The 19,698-nt window shown below is 71.9% G+C and carries 19 protein-coding genes; 16 read left to right on the top strand and 3 right to left on the bottom strand.

The window, feature by feature from the left end; genetic code table 11:
• The first annotated feature begins 3 nt into the window (after positions 1-3).
• From ABZV93_RS02915 to smpB, 12 genes are all read left to right on the top strand, one after another.
• Positions 4-1,242, top strand: coding sequence for an ATPase, T2SS/T4P/T4SS family (locus ABZV93_RS02915; protein WP_354929297.1), 1,239 nt, complete (start codon positions 4-6; stop codon positions 1,240-1,242).
• Positions 1,242-2,102, top strand: coding sequence for a type II secretion system F family protein (locus ABZV93_RS02920; RefSeq protein ID WP_354929300.1), 861 nt, complete (start codon positions 1,242-1,244; stop codon positions 2,100-2,102). The genes ABZV93_RS02915 and ABZV93_RS02920 overlap by 1 nt, the downstream gene beginning before the upstream one ends.
• Positions 2,099-3,037, top strand: a complete 939-nt coding sequence (locus ABZV93_RS02925; RefSeq protein WP_354929303.1) for a type II secretion system F family protein — start codon at positions 2,099-2,101, stop codon at positions 3,035-3,037. Before ABZV93_RS02920 ends, ABZV93_RS02925 begins: the two co-directional genes overlap by 4 nt.
• A 13-nt stretch (positions 3,038-3,050) precedes the next feature.
• Positions 3,051-3,266, top strand: a complete 216-nt coding sequence (locus ABZV93_RS02930; RefSeq protein WP_354929306.1) for a hypothetical protein — start codon at positions 3,051-3,053, stop codon at positions 3,264-3,266.
• Positions 3,263-3,688, top strand: a complete 426-nt coding sequence (locus tag ABZV93_RS02935) for a TadE/TadG family type IV pilus assembly protein (RefSeq protein WP_354929309.1) — start codon at positions 3,263-3,265, stop codon at positions 3,686-3,688. Before ABZV93_RS02930 ends, ABZV93_RS02935 begins: the two co-directional genes overlap by 4 nt.
• Positions 3,685-4,176, top strand: a complete 492-nt coding sequence (locus ABZV93_RS02940; RefSeq protein ID WP_354929312.1) for a hypothetical protein — start codon at positions 3,685-3,687, stop codon at positions 4,174-4,176. Before ABZV93_RS02935 ends, ABZV93_RS02940 begins: the two co-directional genes overlap by 4 nt.
• A 5-nt stretch (positions 4,177-4,181) precedes the next feature.
• Positions 4,182-4,643 carry a pilus assembly protein TadG-related protein gene (locus ABZV93_RS02945; RefSeq protein WP_354929315.1) on the top strand — a complete coding sequence of 154 codons (462 nt, stop codon included), beginning with the start codon at positions 4,182-4,184 and terminating at the stop codon, positions 4,641-4,643.
• A 184-nt stretch (positions 4,644-4,827) separates the two neighbouring features.
• Complete coding sequence (gene prfB / locus ABZV93_RS02950; RefSeq protein ID WP_354929318.1) at positions 4,828-5,946, top strand: peptide chain release factor 2; 1,119 nt, start codon at positions 4,828-4,830, stop codon at positions 5,944-5,946.
• 397 nt (positions 5,947-6,343) lie between these two features.
• The gene (ftsE, locus tag ABZV93_RS02955) at positions 6,344-7,033 is read left to right on the top strand and encodes a cell division ATP-binding protein FtsE (protein WP_092654259.1); all 690 of its coding nucleotides are present in this window, start codon (positions 6,344-6,346) and stop codon (positions 7,031-7,033) included.
• 48 nt (positions 7,034-7,081) lie between these two features.
• Positions 7,082-7,981 carry a permease-like cell division protein FtsX gene (gene ftsX, locus ABZV93_RS02960; RefSeq protein ID WP_354929322.1) on the top strand — a complete coding sequence of 300 codons (900 nt, stop codon included), beginning with the start codon at positions 7,082-7,084 and terminating at the stop codon, positions 7,979-7,981.
• Between the two features lie 50 nt (positions 7,982-8,031).
• Positions 8,032-9,453 (top strand): M23 family metallopeptidase, encoded by a 1,422-nt coding sequence (locus ABZV93_RS02965; RefSeq protein ID WP_354929325.1) that lies wholly within the window; start codon positions 8,032-8,034, stop codon positions 9,451-9,453.
• Positions 9,454-9,524: 71 nt separating this feature from the next.
• The gene (gene smpB, locus ABZV93_RS02970; RefSeq protein ID WP_354929328.1) at positions 9,525-10,001 is read left to right on the top strand and encodes an SsrA-binding protein SmpB; all 477 of its coding nucleotides are present in this window, start codon (positions 9,525-9,527) and stop codon (positions 9,999-10,001) included.
• 45 nt (positions 10,002-10,046) lie between these two features.
• Here the strand turns inward: smpB and ABZV93_RS02975 are convergent, their stop codons facing one another.
• On the bottom strand, positions 10,047-10,964 hold the full coding sequence (locus tag ABZV93_RS02975) for a quinone oxidoreductase (RefSeq protein WP_354929331.1): 918 nt from the start codon (positions 10,962-10,964) through the stop codon (positions 10,047-10,049).
• Positions 10,965-11,210: 246 nt separating this feature from the next.
• Between ABZV93_RS02975 and ABZV93_RS02980 the strand changes: the two genes are divergently transcribed.
• From ABZV93_RS02980 to ABZV93_RS02990, 3 genes are read left to right on the top strand one after another with little or no spacing between them, the layout of a single operon-like run.
• Complete coding sequence (locus ABZV93_RS02980; protein WP_354929334.1) at positions 11,211-12,191, top strand: hypothetical protein; 981 nt, start codon at positions 11,211-11,213, stop codon at positions 12,189-12,191.
• A 31-nt stretch (positions 12,192-12,222) separates the two neighbouring features.
• Entirely contained in the window at positions 12,223-13,404 is a 1,182-nt protein-coding gene (locus ABZV93_RS02985) for an acyl-CoA dehydrogenase family protein (protein ID WP_354929337.1), read from the top strand.
• A 45-nt stretch (positions 13,405-13,449) separates the two neighbouring features.
• Positions 13,450-15,924, top strand: a complete 2,475-nt coding sequence (locus ABZV93_RS02990; protein WP_354929339.1) for a glycoside hydrolase family 31 protein — start codon at positions 13,450-13,452, stop codon at positions 15,922-15,924.
• Positions 15,925-15,949: 25 nt separating this feature from the next.
• On the opposite strand, the gene serA is transcribed toward ABZV93_RS02990, so the two are convergent.
• On the bottom strand, positions 15,950-17,170 hold the full coding sequence (serA, locus tag ABZV93_RS02995; RefSeq protein WP_354929342.1) for a phosphoglycerate dehydrogenase: 1,221 nt from the start codon (positions 17,168-17,170) through the stop codon (positions 15,950-15,952).
• 125 nt (positions 17,171-17,295) lie between these two features.
• Positions 17,296-18,630: an MFS transporter gene (locus ABZV93_RS03000; RefSeq protein ID WP_354929345.1), complete on the bottom strand. Its 1,335-nt coding sequence runs from the start codon at positions 18,628-18,630 to the stop codon at positions 17,296-17,298.
• Positions 18,631-18,701: 71 nt separating this feature from the next.
• Here ABZV93_RS03000 and ABZV93_RS03005 point away from each other — a divergent pair, with 71 nt between their 5' ends.
• On the top strand, positions 18,702-19,694 hold the full coding sequence (locus ABZV93_RS03005) for a helix-turn-helix domain-containing protein (protein WP_354929348.1): 993 nt from the start codon (positions 18,702-18,704) through the stop codon (positions 19,692-19,694).
• The last annotated feature ends 4 nt before the right edge of the window (positions 19,695-19,698 follow it).

A 19,698-nucleotide genomic window follows, 5' to 3' on the forward strand; every position in this document is an offset into this window, starting at 1 on the left:
GACATGAGTGCGGTCGACATCATCGACTCCGAGGTGCGCGAGAAGGTACGCCGCGAAGGGCTCGACCCTCTCAAGGAGCCGGGCGCGATCCGCCGGATCATCGACCAGGTCATCCTTCGCTACGACGAGCGCACCCTGGTGGCAACGCTGCCCCCGCTGGGCGACCAGCGCGAGGTGGCCCGCGAGGTGTTCAACGCCATCGCCGGGTTCGGCCCGCTGCAGAAGTACCTCGACGACCCCACGATCGAGGAGATCTGGATCAACCAGCCCTCGAAGGTGTTCATCGCCCGCAACGGCCGCTCCGAGCTCACCACCACGGTGCTCACCGCAGACGAGGTGCGTGACCTGGTCGAGCGGATGCTCAAGACCACCGGGCGCCGGATCGACTTCTCCACGCCGTTCGTCGACGCGATGCTGCCCGACGGCAGCCGGCTGCACGTCGTGATCCCCGACATCACCCGCACGCACTGGGCGGTCAATATCCGCAAGTTCGTGGTGCGCGCGACCCACCTGGAGGACCTGGTCGCGCTCGGCACGCTCAGCACGCAGGGTGCACACTTCCTGGAGGCCTGCGTCGTCGCGGGACTCAACGTCCTGGTCGCGGGCGGTACCCAGGCCGGCAAGACCACGTTGCTCAACTGCCTGGGCGCGGCGGTGCCGCCCCGGGAGCGGATCGTCAGTTGCGAGGAGGTCTTCGAGCTGAAGATCCCGCTGCCCGACTGGGTGCCGATGCAGACCCGGCAGTCCAACCTCGAGGGCACCGGCGAGATCCGGCTCCGCAACCTCGTCAAGGAAGCCCTGCGGATGCGGCCCAGCCGGATCATCGTCGGCGAGGTCCGCGCCGAGGAGTGCCTCGACCTGCTGATCGCGCTCAACTCCGGGCTGCCGGGCATGTGCACCATCCACGCCAACTCCGCCCGTGAGGCGATCACCAAGATGTGCACACTCCCGCTGCTCGCGGGGGAGAACATCGGCTCGCGGTTCGTCGTTCCGACCGTGGCCGGTGCGGTCGACATCGTGGTGCACACCCAGCTGATCGAGAGCGGCCGCCGGCGCGTACGCGAGATCTGCGCGGTGCCGGGCCGGGTCGAGGGCGACGTCGTGGAGCTGGAGCCGATCTTCGTCCTGCGCGGCGACCGGCTGGTCCGCGCCGACGGTTACCCACCGCACCCGGACCGCTTCGAGCGCATCGGCTACGACCTGTCCCGCCTGCTGGCGCCTCGCTTCGAGGGAGTCGCCTGATGGGAATCCTCCTCGGCCTGATGCTGGGGCTCGGCCTGGTGCTGATCATCAGGTCGTTCCTCAAGCCGACACCGAAGGCCGCCAGGTCCGGGCCGTCGGTCCGCGAGCGCCTGGAGGACCTGCTCGCCCAGGCCGGGATCGAGGCGGTGTCCCCGGGTCAGCTGCTCGGCGCCTGCCTTGGCGTGGGGATCTTCGTCTTCCTGGTCATGTTCGTCATCTCCGGCGCGTTCCCGGTGGCGCTCGCGTTCGCGTCGTTCGCCGGCTACGGCCCGCTGGCACTGGTGCGCTACCGGGCCCGGTCCCGCCGGCAGGAGCTGCGCGAGCTGTGGCCCGACGTCGTGGACAACCTCGCCTCCAGCGTCCGGGCCGGCCTGTCGCTGGCGGAGGCGCTCACCCAGATCGGCATCCGCGGGCCGGAGGCGTTGCGCCGGCCGTTCCAGCGGTTCGCCGAGGACTATCGCGCGACCGGCCGCTTCAACGAGTGCCTCGACCAGCTCAAGCGCAACCTCGCCGACCCGGTGGGCGACCGCATCGTGGAGTCGCTGCGGATCGCCCGCGAGGTCGGCGGCAGTGACCTGGGCCGGCTGCTCCGCACGCTCTCGTCGTTCCTGCGCGAGGACGTCCGCACCCGGGGCGAGCTGGAGTCGCGGCAGTCGATGACCGTCAACAGCGCTCGGCTCGCGGTCGCCGCACCCTGGCTGGTGCTGGGCTTCATGTCGTTCCAGCGCGACGTCATCGCCCGTTACAACTCCCCGCTCGGCTTCTTCATCCTGCTGGTGGGCGCCGCGTTGTGCGCGGTCGCCTACCGGCTCATGTTGCGGATCGGCCGGCTGCCCGAAGAACAGCGGGTGCTGCGATGACGATCAGTTGGTACGGCGCGCTGCTCGGCCTGTTCGCGGGCTTCGGCCTGGTGCTGGCGATCTTCCGGCTGCCGGTGTTCCGCCGGCCGAAGCTCGACGACCGGCTGGCGCCCTACATCCGCGACGCGGCCGGACCTGCGGCCTACGACTTCTCCGACCGGGTCTTCACGCCGTTCCCCACCCTGGAACGCATCCTGCGGCCCTATTTCCGCAGGGGTGCGGGCCTGCTCGAACGCGTCCTCGGCGGCGGCGCGGTGATCCGTCGCCGGCTCCAGCAGGCCGGGCTGGAGATGCGGGTGGAGGACTTCCGGGTGGAGCAGCTGATCTGGGGTGCGGCCGGGTTCGCCGCCGCCCTGGCGCTGTCGCTGCTGCTCCTGGTGAGCCGGGGGACCAACCCGATCCCGCTGCTGATCCTGTGCGTCGCCGCGTTCGTCATCGGCATCCTGCTGCGCGACCGTCGCCTGGTCGAGCAGGTGAAGAAGCGCGAGGTCCGGATGATGGCGGAGTTCCCGACGGTGGCCGACATGCTGGCCCTGTCGGTGACGGCGGGCGAAGGCCCGGTCGCCGCGCTGGAGCGGGTGGCGAACGTCAGCAAGGGTGAGCTGGCCAGGGAGTTCCGGTTCGCGCTGTCCGAGGCGCGCACCGGCGCCACCCTGGTGCAGGCGCTGGAGGCGGTGGGCGACCGGACCAACGTCTCCATCCTGGCGAGGTTCGTCGACGGCATCGCCATCGCGGTCGAACGCGGCACCCCGCTGGCGGACGTTCTGCGCGCGCAGGCAGCCGACGTCCGCGAGGCCGGCAAGCGGGAGCTGATCGAGTCGGGCGGGCGCAAGGAGATCGGCATGATGGTGCCGATCGTCTTCCTCGTCCTGCCCGTGACCGTACTGTTCGCATTTTTCCCGGGCGCCATCAGCCTTCAGATGGTGTCCCCATGAGAGAGGATCAGTAATGATCACCGTCAAGGAACAGCTCGCAGCGGTGCTCGTGCGCATGCACGCCCGCCTGCTGACCGGGGGACGTGAGCGCGGGGACTTGGTGGGCTTTGCTCTCATCACCGTCATGACCGCCGCTCTGGTCGCCGTGCTCTGGGCGTTTCTCGGCCCACAGCTGCAGTCGATGCTGCAGGACGCCATCAACAAGGCGCGGGGTTCCATCCCCGGATGAGTACCCAGGAGGGCCGCCGGCGTGGCCTCGGCCTTCGGTGGGCCCTCGGCGCAGAACGCGGAGCCGCGCCGGTGGAGTTCGTGCTGGTGCTGATCGTGTTGTTGCCGCTGTTCCTCGGCGTGCTCCAGCTCGGTCTGTTCCTGCACGTCCGCAACACCCTCACCGCCTGCGCGCACGACGGTGCCCGCCAGGCCGCCAACTACGACGGGACGCCGACGGAGGGTGTGGCGGTGACGCGCGACTGCATCTCCGGTGCGCTGTCGGCCGGGATGGCGGGCGCGGTGACGCCGGGCACGACCAGTGCCGGCGGCCAGGAGGTGGTGCAGATGCGGGTGCGTGCCCGGATGCCCGCGATGGGGCTGTGGGGCCCGACGTTCGGCTTCACGGTCGCCGGGCACGCGGTGAAGGAGCCGACGCCATGACCTGGCGGCTGCTCCGCGCCGTGCGTGGTGTCACCTCCACCCCCGCTGCTCTGGCCCGGCGGCGGGCACGTGGCGAGGGCGGGAACGCCATCGTGGAGTTCTGCATGATGGGGATCCTGTTCCTGGTCCCACTGGTCTACGTCATGCTCGCGGTGTTCGACCTGCAGCGGGCGATGTACGGCGCCTCGGCCGCGGCTCGCGACGCCGGTCGCGCGTTCGTGCTGGCCCCCGACGTCGGCTCCGCCCAGGCCAGGGCCCGGCAGGCCGCGCAGTTCGCGATGGCGGACCAGGGACTCGATCTCGGTTCGGGTTTCTCCTACCAGTGCGACGGCGGCTGCCTGACGGCCGGCTCCGCGGTGACCGTCCGGGTGAGCTACACCGTCCCGCTGCCCTTCGTTCCGGATGCCATCGGCGGCCCGCTCGCGTCGATACCCGTCAGCAGCACGCACCGCACGCCCTACGGCGACTACCGCGAGTCGAAGGGGTGACCCGGATGGCCCGACCACCGGGTGGGCCTCGCGCGTCCAGGAACCGGCCCGACGAGCGCGGCTCGCTGATCCCGTTGATCATCGGATTCGGCATCATCGTGATGCTGCTGTGCGCCGTGGTCTTCGACGCCGCCCAGGCCTTCGTCTACCGCCGGGCCCTCAGCGGAATCGCCGACGGTGCGGCGCTGGCCGCGACCAACGGCGTCGACAAGGCGGCCATCTACCGCGGCGGGGTGGGGGACCGGGTGGTGCTCAGCCGCCAGCTGGCGCAGGAGGAAGTCGACAGGTACGTCTCCGAGGGCGGATACCGCTCCGTCGACTGCGGCGTGAGCGCGATGAACGCCGCCGAGGTCACCGTCACCTGTGGCGGGACCGTGGTCCTGCCGATCACCAACTCCGTGACCGGCGGGCAGGGTCGGGTCGACATCACCGTACGCGCCAACGCCGAGACCTTCGCCACGCCGTAGCGGGCGCCGCGACCGGCCTGCACGGCGCCGGCCGCGCGACGCTGCACACATCACCGGAAACCGGGACGGACCGGTGCTCCGCGTGTCCTTCGGCCGATCCTCCAGAGCGGCCCGATCACGGTGCCCGATCGGGTACGCGATGCCCGAAACCGGCGCCGCCGCCGGGCGCGTAGGCTTGGGGATCGTGGCCGGACCCGACTTCGAAGCAGAACTCAAGGCACTCGACTCGACGCTGCGCAGCATCGAGGCGGTGCTCGACCTGGACCAGCTGCGGCGGGAGATCGCCGAGCTGAGCGAGCAGGCGTCCGCTCCCAACCTGTGGGACGACCAGGCCAACGCCCAGCGGGTCACCACCCGGCTCGCCGCCCGCCAGGCCGACCTGGACCGGGTGACCAGCCAGCGGCAGCGGCTGGACGACCTCGCCGTGCTGGTCGAGCTGGCCGACGCCGAGGACGACTCGGCCACCCGCGCCGAGGCCGACAGGGAGCTCACCGACCTCCGCCGCGCCATCGACGCGCTGGAGGTCCGCACCCTCCTCTCCGGTGAGTACGACTCCCGCGAGGCGCTGGTGACCATCCGGTCCGGCGCCGGCGGAGTGGACGCCGCCGACTTCGCCGAGATGCTGATGCGGATGTACATCCGCTGGGCCGAGCGGCACAAGTACCCCAGCGAGGTCTACGACACCTCCTACGCCGAGGAGGCCGGTATCAAGTCGGCCACCTTCGCGGTGAAGGCCCCCTACGCCTACGGCACGCTCTCGGTCGAGCAGGGCACGCACCGGCTGGTCCGGATCTCACCGTTCGACAACCAGGGTCGCCGGCAGACCTCGTTCGCGGGCGTCGAGGTCGTCCCGGTTCTCGAGCAGACCGACGAGGTGGACATCCCCGAGGAGGAGATCCGCATCGACGTCTACCGCTCGTCTGGTCCGGGCGGCCAGAGCGTCAACACCACCGACTCCGCGGTGCGCATCACCCACCTCCCGACCGGGCTCGTCGTGTCCTGCCAGAACGAGAAGAGCCAGATCCAGAACCGCGCCACCGCGATGACGATCCTCAAGGCGAAGCTGCTCGCCCTGCGCAAGGCCGAGGAGCGGGCCAAGATCGACGAGATGCGGGGCAACGTCACCAGCTCCTGGGGCGACCAGATGCGCAACTACGTCCTGCACCCGTACCAAATGGTGAAGGACCTGCGGACCGAGCAGGAGACCGGCAACCCGCAGGCGGTCTTCGACGGCGAACTCGACGATTTCATCGAGGCCGGCATCCGCTGGCGCCGCACCAGCGGTGCAGCCGCCACCGCCTGAACCGCCCCGGCCTGAACCACCCCTGACGACGGGCCGCGACGCGGACCGCTTGCCGGCTGCCGCTGCCCCTGTCCCGGCCCGGTCGTCCCGCCGGATGTCCTGACGCCGAACGCCCGCACCTTTGACGCGGGGTAGCCGGCAGCTCACACCCGCACGCCCGTCCTGGGGCGATACGTCGTACGCGTCCGCGAATGCCCGCGGAGCGTGACATTTGCGGCTTGCTGGGGAGTCTGGCGATTGGGCAGGATTCGGGTCGTACACTCGACGACTGGCCGACCAAGACCGCCCAGGGCCGGTCATCAGACCGAGGCCAGACCGACCCCAGACCCCATGCCCCCGATCCGTACCGGAGCCCGAGCGAGGGCACCGGCCCCCGACCCAGGTCAGGAAGCATGCCGTGATCCGCTTCGAGAACGTCAGCAAGATCTACGACGGACAGACCCGGCCCGCGCTCGCCGACCTGTCCCTGGAGGTCGACAAGGGCGAGTTCGTGTTCCTGGTGGGGCAGTCGGGCTCGGGCAAGTCGACGTTCCTCCGGCTCGCCCTGCGTGAGCTGCGGCCCTCCCGGGGCCGGGTCTTCGTGGCCGGCAAGGAGCTCAACCGGCTGTCGTCGTGGAAGGTCCCGCGGCTGCGCCGCCAGATCGGCACGGTCTTCCAGGACTTCCGGCTGCTGCCCAACAAGACGATCTTCGACAACGTCGCGTTCGCGCTGCAGGTCATCGGGGGCTCGCGGTCGCAGATCGTCAAGGAGGTCCCGGTCGTCCTGGAGCTGGTCGGGCTGGACGGCAAGGAGAACCGCATGCCGGACGAGCTGTCCGGCGGCGAGCAGCAGCGGGTCGCGATCGCCCGGGCGTTCGTCAACCGGCCGAAGATCCTGATCGCCGACGAGCCGACCGGAAACCTCGACCCGTCGACGTCGGTCGGCATCATGAAGCTGCTGGACCGGATCAACCGCACCGGCACCACGGTCATCATGGCCACCCACGACGCCTCGATCGTGGACCAGATGCGCAAGCGCGTCATCGAACTCGACGGCGGCAAGCTGGTCCGCGACCAGACCCGCGGCGTCTACGGCTACCAGACCTAGCCGCCCCGCCACCGCCCCGACGTCACGACCCCGACACGCTAGGACACCATGCAGATCAGGTACGCCTTCTCCGAACTCGGCACGGGCCTTCGCCGCAACGTCACCATGACCGTGGCCGTCGTCGTCACCGTCTGGATCTCTCTCGTCCTCTTCGGGATGGGGATGCTCATCCGCTCAGAGGTCGGCATGGTCAAGGGCTTCTGGTACGACAAGGTGGAGATCGCGGTCTTCCTCTGCAACGGCGTGTCGTCCTCGCCGCAGTGTGCCGACGGCGCGGTCAGCGCCGGCCAGCGGGCGGAGATCAAGCAGGCGCTCAGCTCCAGTCCCGAGGTCCGCAGGGTCTACCACGAGTCCCAGGAGCAGGCCTTCAAGCGCTACCAGGAGATCTACAAGGACTCCGCCACCTCCAGGGTGGTGCAGGTGAAGGACCTGCCGGAGTCGTTCCGGGTGAGCCTGAAGAACCCACAGGAGTACCAGGGCGTGGTCTCGTCGGTGCAGGGCCTGCCCGGCGTGTTCAGCGTCCAGGACTCCCGCAAGCTGCTCGAACCCCTGTTCAAGGGGCTGAACGGCTTGCAGTGGATCTCGATCGGCCTGGCCGGCGGGCTGCTGGTGGCGGCGGTCCTGCAGATCGGCAACACGATCCGGCTCACGGTCTTCAGCCGACGACGTGAGATAGGCATCATGCGGCTCGTCGGCGCGTCGAACCTCTACATCCAGTTGCCGTTCATCGTGGAGAGCGTCGTCGCGGCGCTCGTGGGCGCCGCGCTGGCCTGCGGGACGCTTGCGCTGACGCCCATGCTCACCACGCGCTTACGCACCGACATCCGCGCCATTCCCTGGATCGGGTGGGAGGAGACTCTCGCCACGATGCCGGTGTTGGTGGTGCTGGGTGCACTTTTGGCCATCGTCGCGTCGTTCGTGACACTGCGGAAATACCTGACGGTGTGATGGGTACCTCCTACTCTCGGTAGGAACCTCCGAGAGAGAGGGGACCCTCCGTGTCCCGTCCGACCCCTGGGGTGCGCCGGCGCCTGGCGTACGTCGCGCTCGTGGTGGCCTGCCTTGCGGCGGTTCTCGCGTCCTCCGCGACCCTGAGGCCCGGCCTGCAGCAGGCGCAGGCCGGCCCCGACGACGACAGGCGGCGAGTCGACCTCCAGCTGGAGAACGCCAAGGGCGACCTGGACGAGTCCTCGGCCGGGTTGCGCTCGGCGACGCTCGCCCTGACCCAGGCGCAGGCCCGGTTGCGGACGGCGCAGACCCGGCTGGCCACCGTCCGGGGTGAGCTGGCCGCCGCCAAGGCGAAGGACGCCGCCCTCGCCGCCGACCTGGGCCGGGCGCGTGCGGCCGTCGCCCGGAGCCGGGCGGAGCTGGCCCGGACCGAGGCCGGCGTGAGGGCCCAGCGGGACGACATCGGGGCGTTCGCGGCCGCGGCGTACCAGCAGCCGGGGGTGAGCGAGCTCACCGCGGTGCTCACCAGTGAGACGACCGGCGAGCTGCTCGACCGGGCGCAGCTGGTCAGCAGCGTGTCCGACTCCCAGCAGGGGGCCCTGAACCGGCTGAACGCCGCCCGGGCGCAGCTCGCCGGCAAGCGGAGCGTGCTGGCTGCCGCCGAGCGGGTGGTCGCCCGCAAGCGCAAAGCTGCAGCCGCCAACCTCACCCGCGTACGCGAGCTCGAGCACCAGGCCGCCTCGACCGCCGCGTCGATCGGCAGCCTGGTCGCCGAGCGCAGGTCCGCCCAGGCCGCGGCCGAGCGCACCAAGGCCGACGACCTGCGGCGCTACCAGCAGCTGGTCGCCGAGCGAAACCGCATCCAGGCGATGCTGGAGGAGCTGGCCCGCAAGGAGGCTCGGCAGGAGCGTCAGCGCCAGGAACGCCAACGCCAGGAACGCCAGCGCCGGGGCCACGACGCAGGCAGGTCCGGCGCCGGCGGCAACGGGGGCGGCGGCTCCGGTGGCGAGAGCGGCTCCGGTGGCGACAACGGCGGCGGGGGCTCCGGTGGAGGTTCCGGCGGTGGCGGCGGCAACGGCAGCACGTTGTCCCGTCCCGTGCAGGCCCCGATCACCTCGCCGTACGGCATGCGGTTCCACCCGATCCTGCACCGGTGGAAGCTGCACGACGGCACCGACTTCGGCGCGTCCTGCGGCACCCCCATCCACGCGGCCGCCGGCGGGAAGGTCATCGCCCGCTACTACAACGCCGGCTACGGCAACCGCGTACTGGTCTCGCACGGGCGGATGCGCGGTGCGTCCATCGTCACCGCGTACAACCACATGACGAGGTACGCCGTGCACGTCGGCGAGCGGGTCAGCCGCGGCGAGGTCGTCGGCTACGTCGGCACCACGGGCTACTCCACCGGCTGCCACCTGCACTTCATGGTCTATCGGAACGGATCCACGACGAACCCCATGAACTGGCTGTAACCGGACCCCGCTCCGCGGCTCGGCGGGTCCCCAGCGGAAACGCGGTTGCGCCGGTCCGGGAAGATAGAGGGATGGCAAAGGAGCGCGGGCGCCGGGTGATCGCGCAGAATCGCAAGGCCCGGCACGACTACCACATCGACGACACGTTCGAGGCGGGTCTGGTCCTCACCGGTACGGAGGTGAAGGCCCTCCGCGCCGGCCGCGCTTCGCTGGTGGACGGCTACGCCGTCGTGATGAACGACGAGGTGTGGCTGCAGGGGGTGCACATCCCGGAGTACTCCCAGGGCACCTGGACCAACCACGCGCCCCGGCGGACCCGCAAGCTGCTCCTGCACCGCAAGGAGATCGCCGAGATCGGCGCGGCCACCCGGGAGAGCGGCATCACGATCGTCCCGTTGGCGCTGTACTTCAAGGACGGCAAGGCGAAGATCGAGATCGGCCTGGCCCGAGGCAAGCGGGAGTACGACAAGCGGCAGACCCTGGCCAAGCGGGAGGCCGACCGCGACGCCGCCCGGCAGCTGGCCGAGCACAACCGCCGCCACAGCTGAGCGACTGGCAGGCCCCGGCGGCACGCCGCCGGGGCCGATCGGCTGTCAGCGGGGGAGGATCAGCAGCTTCCCGGTGGTCCGGCGTCCCTGCAGGTCCGCGTGCGCCCGGCCGGCCTCCGCCAGCGAGTAGCGCCCGCCGATCCGTACGTGCAGCTGTCCCTGCCCGATCCAGCCGAACAGCTCCTCGGCGCGGCCGAGGAGCTCGGCGCGGTCGCGGGTGTAGTAGCCGAGGCTCGGCCTGGTCAGGAACAACCCGCCCTTGGAATTCAGCGTCTGCGGGTCGAACGGCGGGACCGGGCCGCTGGCCGCGCCGTACAACACCATCAGCCCCCGCACCCGCAACGCGTCCAGGCCACGCTCGAACGTCGCCTTGCCCACCCCGTCGTACACCACAGGGAACCCCTCGCCGTCGGTCAGCTCGCGGGCCCGGTCGGCGAAGTCGTCGTAGGACGCGATCTCGTCCGCGCCGGCGCCGCGGGCGAGCTCGGCCTTCTCCGCCGTGGAGGTGGTAGCGAGGACGTGTCCGGCCCGCAGCCTGACGATCTGGGTGAGCAGCAGCCCGACCCCGCCGGCGGCGGCGTGCACGAGCGCCCAGTCGTCCTTGCCGACCGGGTAGGTGGAGGTGGCGAGGTAGTGCGCGGTCATCCCCTGCAGCATCGTCGCCGCCGCCACCTCGTCGCTGACGGAGTCGGGGACGGGCACGGCCTCGGCCACCGGGACGCACACCTGCTCGGCGTAGGACCCCGGCGCCTCCTTCCAGGCCACCCGGTCGCCCACCGCCAACTCCGTCACGCCGGGACCGAGCCGGGCGACCGTCCCGGCGCCCTCGCTGCCGGCCACGAACGGCGTGGACATCGGGTACGCGCCGGAGCGCCGGTAGATGTCGATGAAGTTGACGCCGGCCGCGGCCACGTCGACCAGCACCTCACCCGGCCCGGGCTCGGGGGTCGGTAGATCGGCCACCTCGAGAACGTCCGGTCCGCCGGTTCGGGTCACCTGCACTGCTCGCACCCAAGACACCCCTTCTGGTCGTCGCCCGGTCGTTCGGGCGGGGACCCTCCCAACCTATGAGCCCGGCCCGATTCCGCAACCGGCACATCCGTTGAGTACGCCGACGCGGCCGGTTTGGGCCCGTGTACTCAGGCGGCCCACCGCGCCGCGGGTGCAGGGTGGTTGTTACCAGGCTTCCGACGAAGACGGAGGACGCCGATGCGGGATGTGGTCCTGGCGGCAGCGGTGTGCGGCGGCGCCGTCCTCTGTGTGCCGTACCTTCGGACGGTGCTGGCCGACGCCGTGCACACCGGCAGATGGTCCCCCGGAATCGACCCGGAGTGGCTGCAGGTCGTCGTGGTGCCCGTCGCCTGCGGCAGCGCCGCCGCCCTCGTGCTGTGGGCGCTGCGGACGGACCGCCCGGTGCTCGCCCCCCTTGTGGCCGGCACCGCCGTGCTGGTCGTGCACGTCGCCCTGGCACGTACCTTCTACCTCCTCGCCGACGCGCTCGCGCTGACACCGGCGTTCGCGCTGGCCACCTTCGCCGCCCTCGTCGGCGGCTGGGCCGGCTGGGCGGGTGCTCCGGGCCGACCGTGGCCGCCCCGCGTCGCCGGACTGATGGTGCTGGCCGGGCTGGGCGTGGTGGCGGTGGTCGAGCACGTGTTCGCCGAACGCCTCGACGTGGCGGTGAAGCGGCAGGAGATCCGCGCCACAGGGCTGCGCCCGCTGCTGGTCGACGACCCGTCCTGGCGCCTGGACTACGTCTACGTGGCACCGGACGGGCGTTCGATCAGCGTGGGGTACGACAACGCGGCCGCCGACAACTCCCTCTCGGTCGAGCTGACGCCGTTCGACCATGCGCCCGAGCGCGACCTCGTACCCGCCCAGTCCGAGCGGACCCTCGTCCTCGCCGGAGCGGTCCGGCCGGCGCTGCGGCGGCTCGGCGGGGTCACCTCGCCGCGCTACCTCACCCGGGTGGGCAGCCAGTGGGTACGCCTGGAGTTCGACCACGGCGAGGTCGGCGAGGAGGAGGCGGCGCGCCTGGTGGCCGGGATGCGGGCGGTCGACGCCGGTGAGCTCGCCGACCGTGACGCCGGAGCGGCGACCTGGTGGCAGGCGGTCCGCGGCGCGACCGGCGACCGCGAGTCCACCGGCCGGTGGTTTCCCGGACACCGGCGGCGGGGCCGGGTCGTCGGCTGAACGAACCGGCGGTTGATGGCAGGATCGCGGCGTGACCGCCGACGCCCCGACAAACTCTTCGACAGGCTCCCCGACGGACTCGCCGCTGCTGCGGGCCGCCCACCGACTCGCCACCGACCTGCTCGCCCCGAACGCCGCCGACGTGGACACCGGCACTGTTCCGCGCTCGCACCTGGACGCACTGGGCCAGGCGGGCCTGCTCGGCCTGGCCGCGCCGGTCGCCGACGGCGGCAGCGCGGCCCCGCCCCGGCTGCAGCGCCGGATCGCGGAGGTGCTGGCCGGTGCCGACGCGGCGACCTGGTTCGTCGGCGCCCAGCACCACGGCCCCGTCCGGCTGCTCGCCGACAGCGACGCCCCGGCCCGAGCCGAGCTACTGCCCCGGCTGGCCCGCGGCGAACTCCTGGCGGGCACGGCCTTCGCGCACCTGCGCCGCTGGCCGGACCGTCCGGTGGAGGCCGAGCGCGTCGCGGGTGGCTGGCGGTTCAGCGGCGTCGCGCCGTGGTACACCGGCTGGGGGCTCAACGACGTCTTCTCCCTCGGCGGCGCGACCGCGGCCGGTGAGGTGGTGTTCGGGATCGTGCCCGCGCGGGTACAGGAGGGGCTGGCCGCCTCCGACCCGCTGCGGCTGGCGGCGATGACCGCGACGCGTACGGTGCGACTGCGGTTCGACGGCCTCCTCGTACCCGACTCCCACGTCGTGGCGCGGGTTCCGGTCGACCGCTGGCTGCACACCGACCGGCGCAACACCGTGATGCCCAACCCGGCGGCGTTCGGGCTGGTAGCGACCGCCGTCATCCGACTTCGCGAGGTCGCCGACCAGACCGGGCTGGCCCCGGCCGGCCGGGCCGCCGACCGGTTCTCCGAACGCCTGGAACGCCTGCGCGAGCGCACCGACCGGCTCTTCGACGAGGTGCCTCCGGACGACCAGCACGACGTCCGGCTGGCTGTCCGGGCCCAGGTCGGCACGTTGCTGGTGGACGCGACCACGGCGCTGGTCGTCGCCGGCGGCGGCAGGTCGATGACGCTGACCGACCCGGCCCAGCGGCTGGCCAGAGAGGCGGCGTTCCTGCTGGTGCAGGCGCAGACCAGGCCCGCCCGCGAGGAGCAGCTCCGGTACTGGGCCGACGGTCCGGGTGGCGAACCGGACGACGACCGAGCTGAGCGACCGGGCGCGACGTCGACTGGCGCCGGCGATGTCGGTGGCACACCCTAGGGTGACGGTCCACTCGCGAAAGAACTCGCGGAGAACGGAGAGGACATGCGGCTGAGCAGGTCCCTGCCCGGGAACGATCCGGTCACCCCGCCGATGTTCGGCGGCTGGTTGCGGCACCTGCGCCCGCGTTCCCGCGAAAACGTCCTCGACCGCACGAAGGCCCTGGCCGGCGCGTTCCAGCTGATCGGCTGGCAGAACAGCCTGCGCGCGGTGCGCTACGCCGTCCGGCGCACCTGGCTCGACCGCCGGCTGGAACAGCCGTCGCGCACGCCGCCGCGCGTGCCGGGCCGGCTGACCGGTGCGGAGCCGGTCGCCGGGGGAGCGCGGTTCACGTTCGCTCCGACCGGCGGGACCGGGAGCGGGGCCTCCTCCGACGACCTCACCCTGGAGGTGCGGTTCCTCGCCACCGGCGGCGTCTTCGTCGGGTGGGACGGCGCCGCACCCACCCCGTCCTACGCGCTGGCCGACTTCGGGTCCGGGCAGCCGCCCGCCCCGGCCGAGGACACCACGCTCGCCCGGGAGGGCGACGACTGGACGATCGGCACCGGCGAGCTGAGCGTCACCGTCCACCCCTCCGGCGGGCTCACGTTCCGGTCCGGCGGCGACGGGCACGCCCCACCGCTCCGCCAGGATCTGCCGCCCCGCTGGGACGGCGTTGCCTGGACCCACCGCAGCACGCTGGACAGCGATGCCGCCGTGCTCGGCCTCGGTGGCCGCAGTGCACCGGTCGACCGGAGGGGCGGTACCTACCGGCTGTGGAACTCCGACCCCGGCGGCACCTACACGCTGGGCGACGACCCGCTGTCGCTGTCGATCCCGGTCTACCTCGTCGTCGCTGACGCGGGCACGCACCTCGCGTTCCACGACACCAGCTTCGACGGCACCGTCGAGGTGGGCGAGCAGGTCGTCGCCCGCCTGTCCGACGGCCCCCTGCGTTACTACGTCTTCCCGGGCAGTCCGGCGCGGGCGCTGGAGGCCTACACCGCGCTCACCGGTCGGCCGGCGTTGCCGCCGCGCTGGGCACTCGGCTACCACCAGAGTCGCTGGGGGTACGGCAGCGAGTCCGCGGTCCGCCGGATCGTCGGCCAGTTCGCCGAACGCGGCCTGCCGCTGTCGGTGATCTGGCTGGACATCGACCACCTGGTCGACAACCGGCCGTTCAACGTCGACCCGCAGCGCTACCCCGACCTCGCCACCCTCACCGCGGACCTGGCCGAGCGCGGCATCCACCTGGTGGCCATCGCCGATCCCGGGGTCGCCACGGACCGCCGCGACCCCGTGTTCGCCGGCGGGCTCGCGGCCGACGTGTTCTGCCGGGACGAGCACGGCGGGCTGGCGACCGGGGTGGTGTGGCCGGGCACCACGGTCTTTCCCGACTTCACCGCGTCCCGGACCCGCGAGTGGTGGAGCCGGCTCTACCAGACCTACGTCAGCGCCGGTGTCGCCGGTTTCTGGCACGACATGAACGAGCCGTCGTCGTTCGCGGCGTGGGGGGACGGGACGCTTCCGCTGTCCACCCGGCACGACCTCGACGGCCGCGGTGGCGACCACCGCGAGGCGCACAACGTCTACGCCCTGCTGCTCAACCACGCCGGGTTCGACGGCGTGCGGCGGCTGCGGCCGGACCGCCGCCCCTACCTCCTGTCGCGGTCGGGGTTCGCGGGCCTGCAGCGTTACGCGGGCACCTGGTCCGGTGACATCGGCACGGCGTGGGAGAGCCTGCGGATCAGCCTCAGCTTCACCCTCGGGCTGGGCTGTTCGGGAATGCCGTACTCCGGTCCCGACATCGGCGGCTTCGACGCGCACCCGTCGGCGGAGTTGTACGTCCGCTGGTTCCAGCTCGCCTCGTATCTCCCGTTCTTCCGGGTGCACTGCGCCGCGTCACTGCCGCACCGGGAGCCGTGGGCGTTCGGGCCGGAGGTTCTGGGGCAGGTGCGACCTGCGCTGGCCGATCGATACACCCTGCTGCCGTACTGGTACACCCTGGCCTGGGTCGCGCACCGCACCGGGACGCCCTACGCCCGGCCGATGTTCTGGGCGGACCCGGCCGACGCCGCCCTGCGCTGGGAGGACGACCAGTTCCTGCTCGGCGACTCGCTGCTGGTGGCACCGGTGCTCGCCGAGGGCGTCCGCGAGCGGAGCGTTCGGCTGCCCGCCGGGCGGTGGTACGACCGGCGCACCGGGATCGCCCACGACGGGCCCGGGCACGTGACCGTGCCGGCACCGCTGGACTCGACCCCGGTGCTCGTCCGGGCTGGTTCGGTGCTTCCGGTGGAGCGGGCCGGTTCGATCGTGCTGGAGGTCTACGCGCCCGGTCCGGACGACGAGTCGGCCACAGGCGATGCCCAGGGCCCGGGCGGGATGCTGGTCACCGACGCCGGCGACGGCTACGCCGAGCCGGTGGAGGAGCGCTTCACTCTCGGCCGCGACGCCGACGGCCGGCTCGAGGTGCGCTACTCCGGGCCGGCCGGCTCACTGCCGTACGACGTGGACTGGCGGGTGGCCTCCGACCTGCCGTGACCGCCGATCGGGGACCTGCGACTCTCTAGGAGAGTTGCCGGAGGCGGATCGTCTCCGGCATCTCCCGCAGCACCTGGGCCACCTTGTCCGCGGCCGGCGCGCCGATGTCGGTGATGACGTAGCCGACCTCGCCGCGCGTCCCGAGGAACTGTCCCTCGATGTTCACGCCGTGCTCGGCGAGGACGCCGTTGATGGTGGCGAGGACGCCCGGGGTGTTCACGTGCACGTGCGCGAGCCGGTGGGCGCCGACCCGCTCGGGCAGGGCGAGCTCGGGGAGGTTCACGCTCAGGGACGTGTTGCCGTCGTCGGCGTAGTGGCGCAGCTTGGACGCCACGAACCGCCCGATGTCCTGCTGCGCCTCCTCGGTGGACCCGCCGACGTGCGGGGTGAGGATGACGTTGGACAGCCCGCGCAGCTCCGACTCGAACGCCTCGCCGCGGCGCTTCGGCTCGCGTGGGAACACGTCCACGGCCGCGCCGGCGAGGTGGCCGGACTCGATGTGGCGGCGCAGCGCCTCGTGGTCGACGAGGAAGCCGCGGGAGAGGTTGAGGAAGATCGAGCCGGCACGCATCCGGGCGAACTCCGCCTCGCCGAACATCCCGCTGTTGCCGGGCCGCCCGTCGACGTGCAGGGTCACGATGTCGACCGACTCCAGCAGCTCCTCGATGGAGGAGCATCGGACCGCGTTGCCGAGGGCCAACTTGTCGTTGATGTCGTAGAAGTACACCGACATGCCGAGCGTCTCGGCCAGCACCGACAGCTGGCTGCCGATGTTGCCGTACCCCACGATGCCGAGCCGGCGGCCGCGCACCTCGTGGCTGCCGGCGGCCGACTTGTCCCAGATGCCGGCGTGCATGTCCCGGCTCTTGTCGGTGAGCCGCCGGGTGAGCGCGATGATCTCGGCGATGGCGAGCTCGACCACGCTGCGGGTGTTGGAGAACGGTGCGTTGAACACCGCCACCCCGCGCCGGGTCGCCGCCGGGAGGTCGATCTGGTTGGTGCCGATGCAGAACGCACCCACCGCGAGGAGGTTGCCGGCCTGGTCGAGCACCTTGTCGGTGAGCTGGGTGGTCGACCGGATGCCGAGCAGGTGTACGTCACCGATCCGCGCGGCCAGCTCGTCCTCGCCGAGTGCGCCGTCGTGGGTCTCCACGTGGAAGCCGGCCGAGGAGAGCAGCTCGGTGGCGTCGGGGTGGATGTTCTCCAGCAGCAGGACGTTGATCTTGTCGTCTCCGGTCGAGGCCATGGCAAAGATGGTGCCCCCTTCGCCCCGAGCGGGCACACCCGGGTCCACGGTGCGGTACGCACTCCGGCGAATCCGGGGGCAACGCCGTCATATCGGTGCCGGCCCCGGTCGCTGTCTGGGCGTGTCTAGGGTCTGGCGGGGGACAGCTCGCCCTGGTCCAGGCCGTCGCCCCGATCCTCGTCCGCATCCCGTTCGGCCGCGGGGCGGTTCGGAATCCGGATGGACGCGGCGGCCGCCAGGAAGCAGAGCAGGCCGGCGCCGGTGAACGCGAGGGTGTAGCTGCCCAGGTCGTCGCGGATCACGCCCGCGGCGGTGGCGGCGATCGCCGCGCCGATCTGGTGGCAGGCGAAGACCCAGCCGAACACGATCGGTCCCGCGGTGCCGAAATGCGTACGGCACAAGACGATCGTCGGCGGCACGGTCGCCACCCAGTCCAGTCCGTAGAACACGATGAAGATCAGCAGGCTCGGGTGCGGTTCGGCCGAGAGCAGGGACGGCAGCAGCAGGAGGGAGCCGCCGCGCAGCGCGTAGTACATTCCTAGCAGCAGCGGCGCCGGAACCCGGTCGGTGAGCCAGCCGGAGGCGACCGTCCCCACCACGTCCATCACGCCGGCCAGGGCCAGCAGCGACGCGGCCACCGGCTCGGCCATGCCGTGGTCGTGGGCGGCCGGGATCAGGTGGATCTGGATCAGCCCGTTGGTCGACATGCCGCAGATCGCGAAGCCCGCCGCGAGCAGCCAGAACGGCCGGGTGCGGGCGGCCGCGGCCAGCGTGGCCAGGGCACGCCCGGCGGCCGGATGCTGGGCGGGTTCGCCGGGTTCGTCACCGTTCGCGCCGTACGGCTTGAGGCCGACGTCGCTCGGCCGGTCGCGCAGGAACACCACGACCAGCGGAATGACCGCCAGGGCGGCGATCGTCACGGTCCAGGACGCGCTGCGCCAGCCCGAGCCGACGGCGAGAGTGGCGAGTACGGGCAGGAACACCAGCCGGCCGGCCGCGCCGCCGGAGGTGAGCACACCGGTCACCAGGCCGCGATGCCGTACGAACCACCGCCCGGTGATCGTGGCCACGAAGCCCAGCGCCATCGCACCGGTACCCAGGCCGACGAGCACGCCCCACAGCAGGACCAGCTGCCAGCTGGTGGTCATGTACACCGTCAGGCCGCTGCCCACCACGATCAACGCGAGCGCACCGACCAGGACGCGGCGGATCCCGAACCGCTCCATCAGTGCGGCCGCGAACGGCGCGGTCAGGCCGTAGAGGAGGAGATTGACCGAGATCGCGAGCGAGATGGTGCTGCGGGACCAGCCGAACTCCTCCTGCAGTGGAGTGACCAGGACACCGGGAGTGGCACCGAATCCGGCGGCGGCGACCAGGGTGAGCATCGAGACCCCCGCGACGAGCCAGGCACGGTGGAGGCGGGGCGCCCGGGTGGACGTTGGCGCGGTGGACGTTTGCACAGGAACCAGTCTTCGGGACCGGCCGGGCGCGAACGAGTGGCCTGAAGGCCAACATGTGCAAGGATCGGGCCATGCCATTTCCTGTCACCGACTCCCGGCACCGGGTCGCGGTGCTGGCCCTGCCCGGCGTCGTGCCGTTCGACCTGGGCACGGCGACCCAGGTCTTCTGCTCCGCCCGCGACGGCGACGACCGCAGGCACTACGCCGTTCGGGTCGGTACGCCCGACGGGGCGGCGGTGCGAACGGCCGCCGGCTTCGACGTGACCCCCGAGCACGGACCGGAGTTGCTCGCCGCCGCGGACACCGTGGTGGTGCCCGGCGTGCACGGCGGACCCGCGATGACCGACGGGACGCTGGACCCGCTGATCGGCCAGGCGCTGCGGGAGGTGGTGGCGACCGGCCGGCGACTGGTGTCGATCTGCACCGGCGCCTTCGTACTGGCCGCGGCCGGGGTGCTGGACGGCCGCCCGGCCACGACCCACTGGGCGCACGCCGAGCGGTTCCGGCAGTTGTACCCGAAGGTGCGGCTCGACCCGGACGTGCTGTTCGTCGACGACGGTCCGGTGCTCACCTCGGCGGGCGTGGGCGCAGGGCTCGATCTGTGCCTGCACATCATCCGCCGCGACCACGGTGCCGAGGTGGCCAACGGCGCCGCCCGCCGATGTGTGGTGCCGCCCTGGCGTGACGGCGGCCAGTCGCAGTACATCGAGCGCCCGGTTCCCTCTCCGGCCGGCACCACCACCGAACCAACCCGTCGCTGGATGCTGAACCACCTGGCCGACCCGCTCGACCTGCAGGCGCTGGCCGGGCACGCGCGGATGAGCGTACGGACGTTCACCCGGCGGTTCCGGGAGGAGACGGGCCTGAGCCCGGGCGCCTGGCTGGGCCGGCAGCGGGTCGAGCATGCCCGGCACCTGCTGGAGTCCACCGACCTGCCGGTCGACGCGGTTGCCCGGGCCGCGGGGTTCGCGACCACCGCGTCGTTGCGCCAGCACCTGCACGCGGTCGTCGGGGTCTCGCCGCTGGCGTACCGGCGGACCTTCCGCGGTGGGTCCGAGCGCTGAGCGG

Source organism: Actinopolymorpha sp. NPDC004070 (genome assembly GCF_040610475.1).
GTDB lineage: Bacteria > Actinomycetota > Actinomycetes > Propionibacteriales > Actinopolymorphaceae > Actinopolymorpha.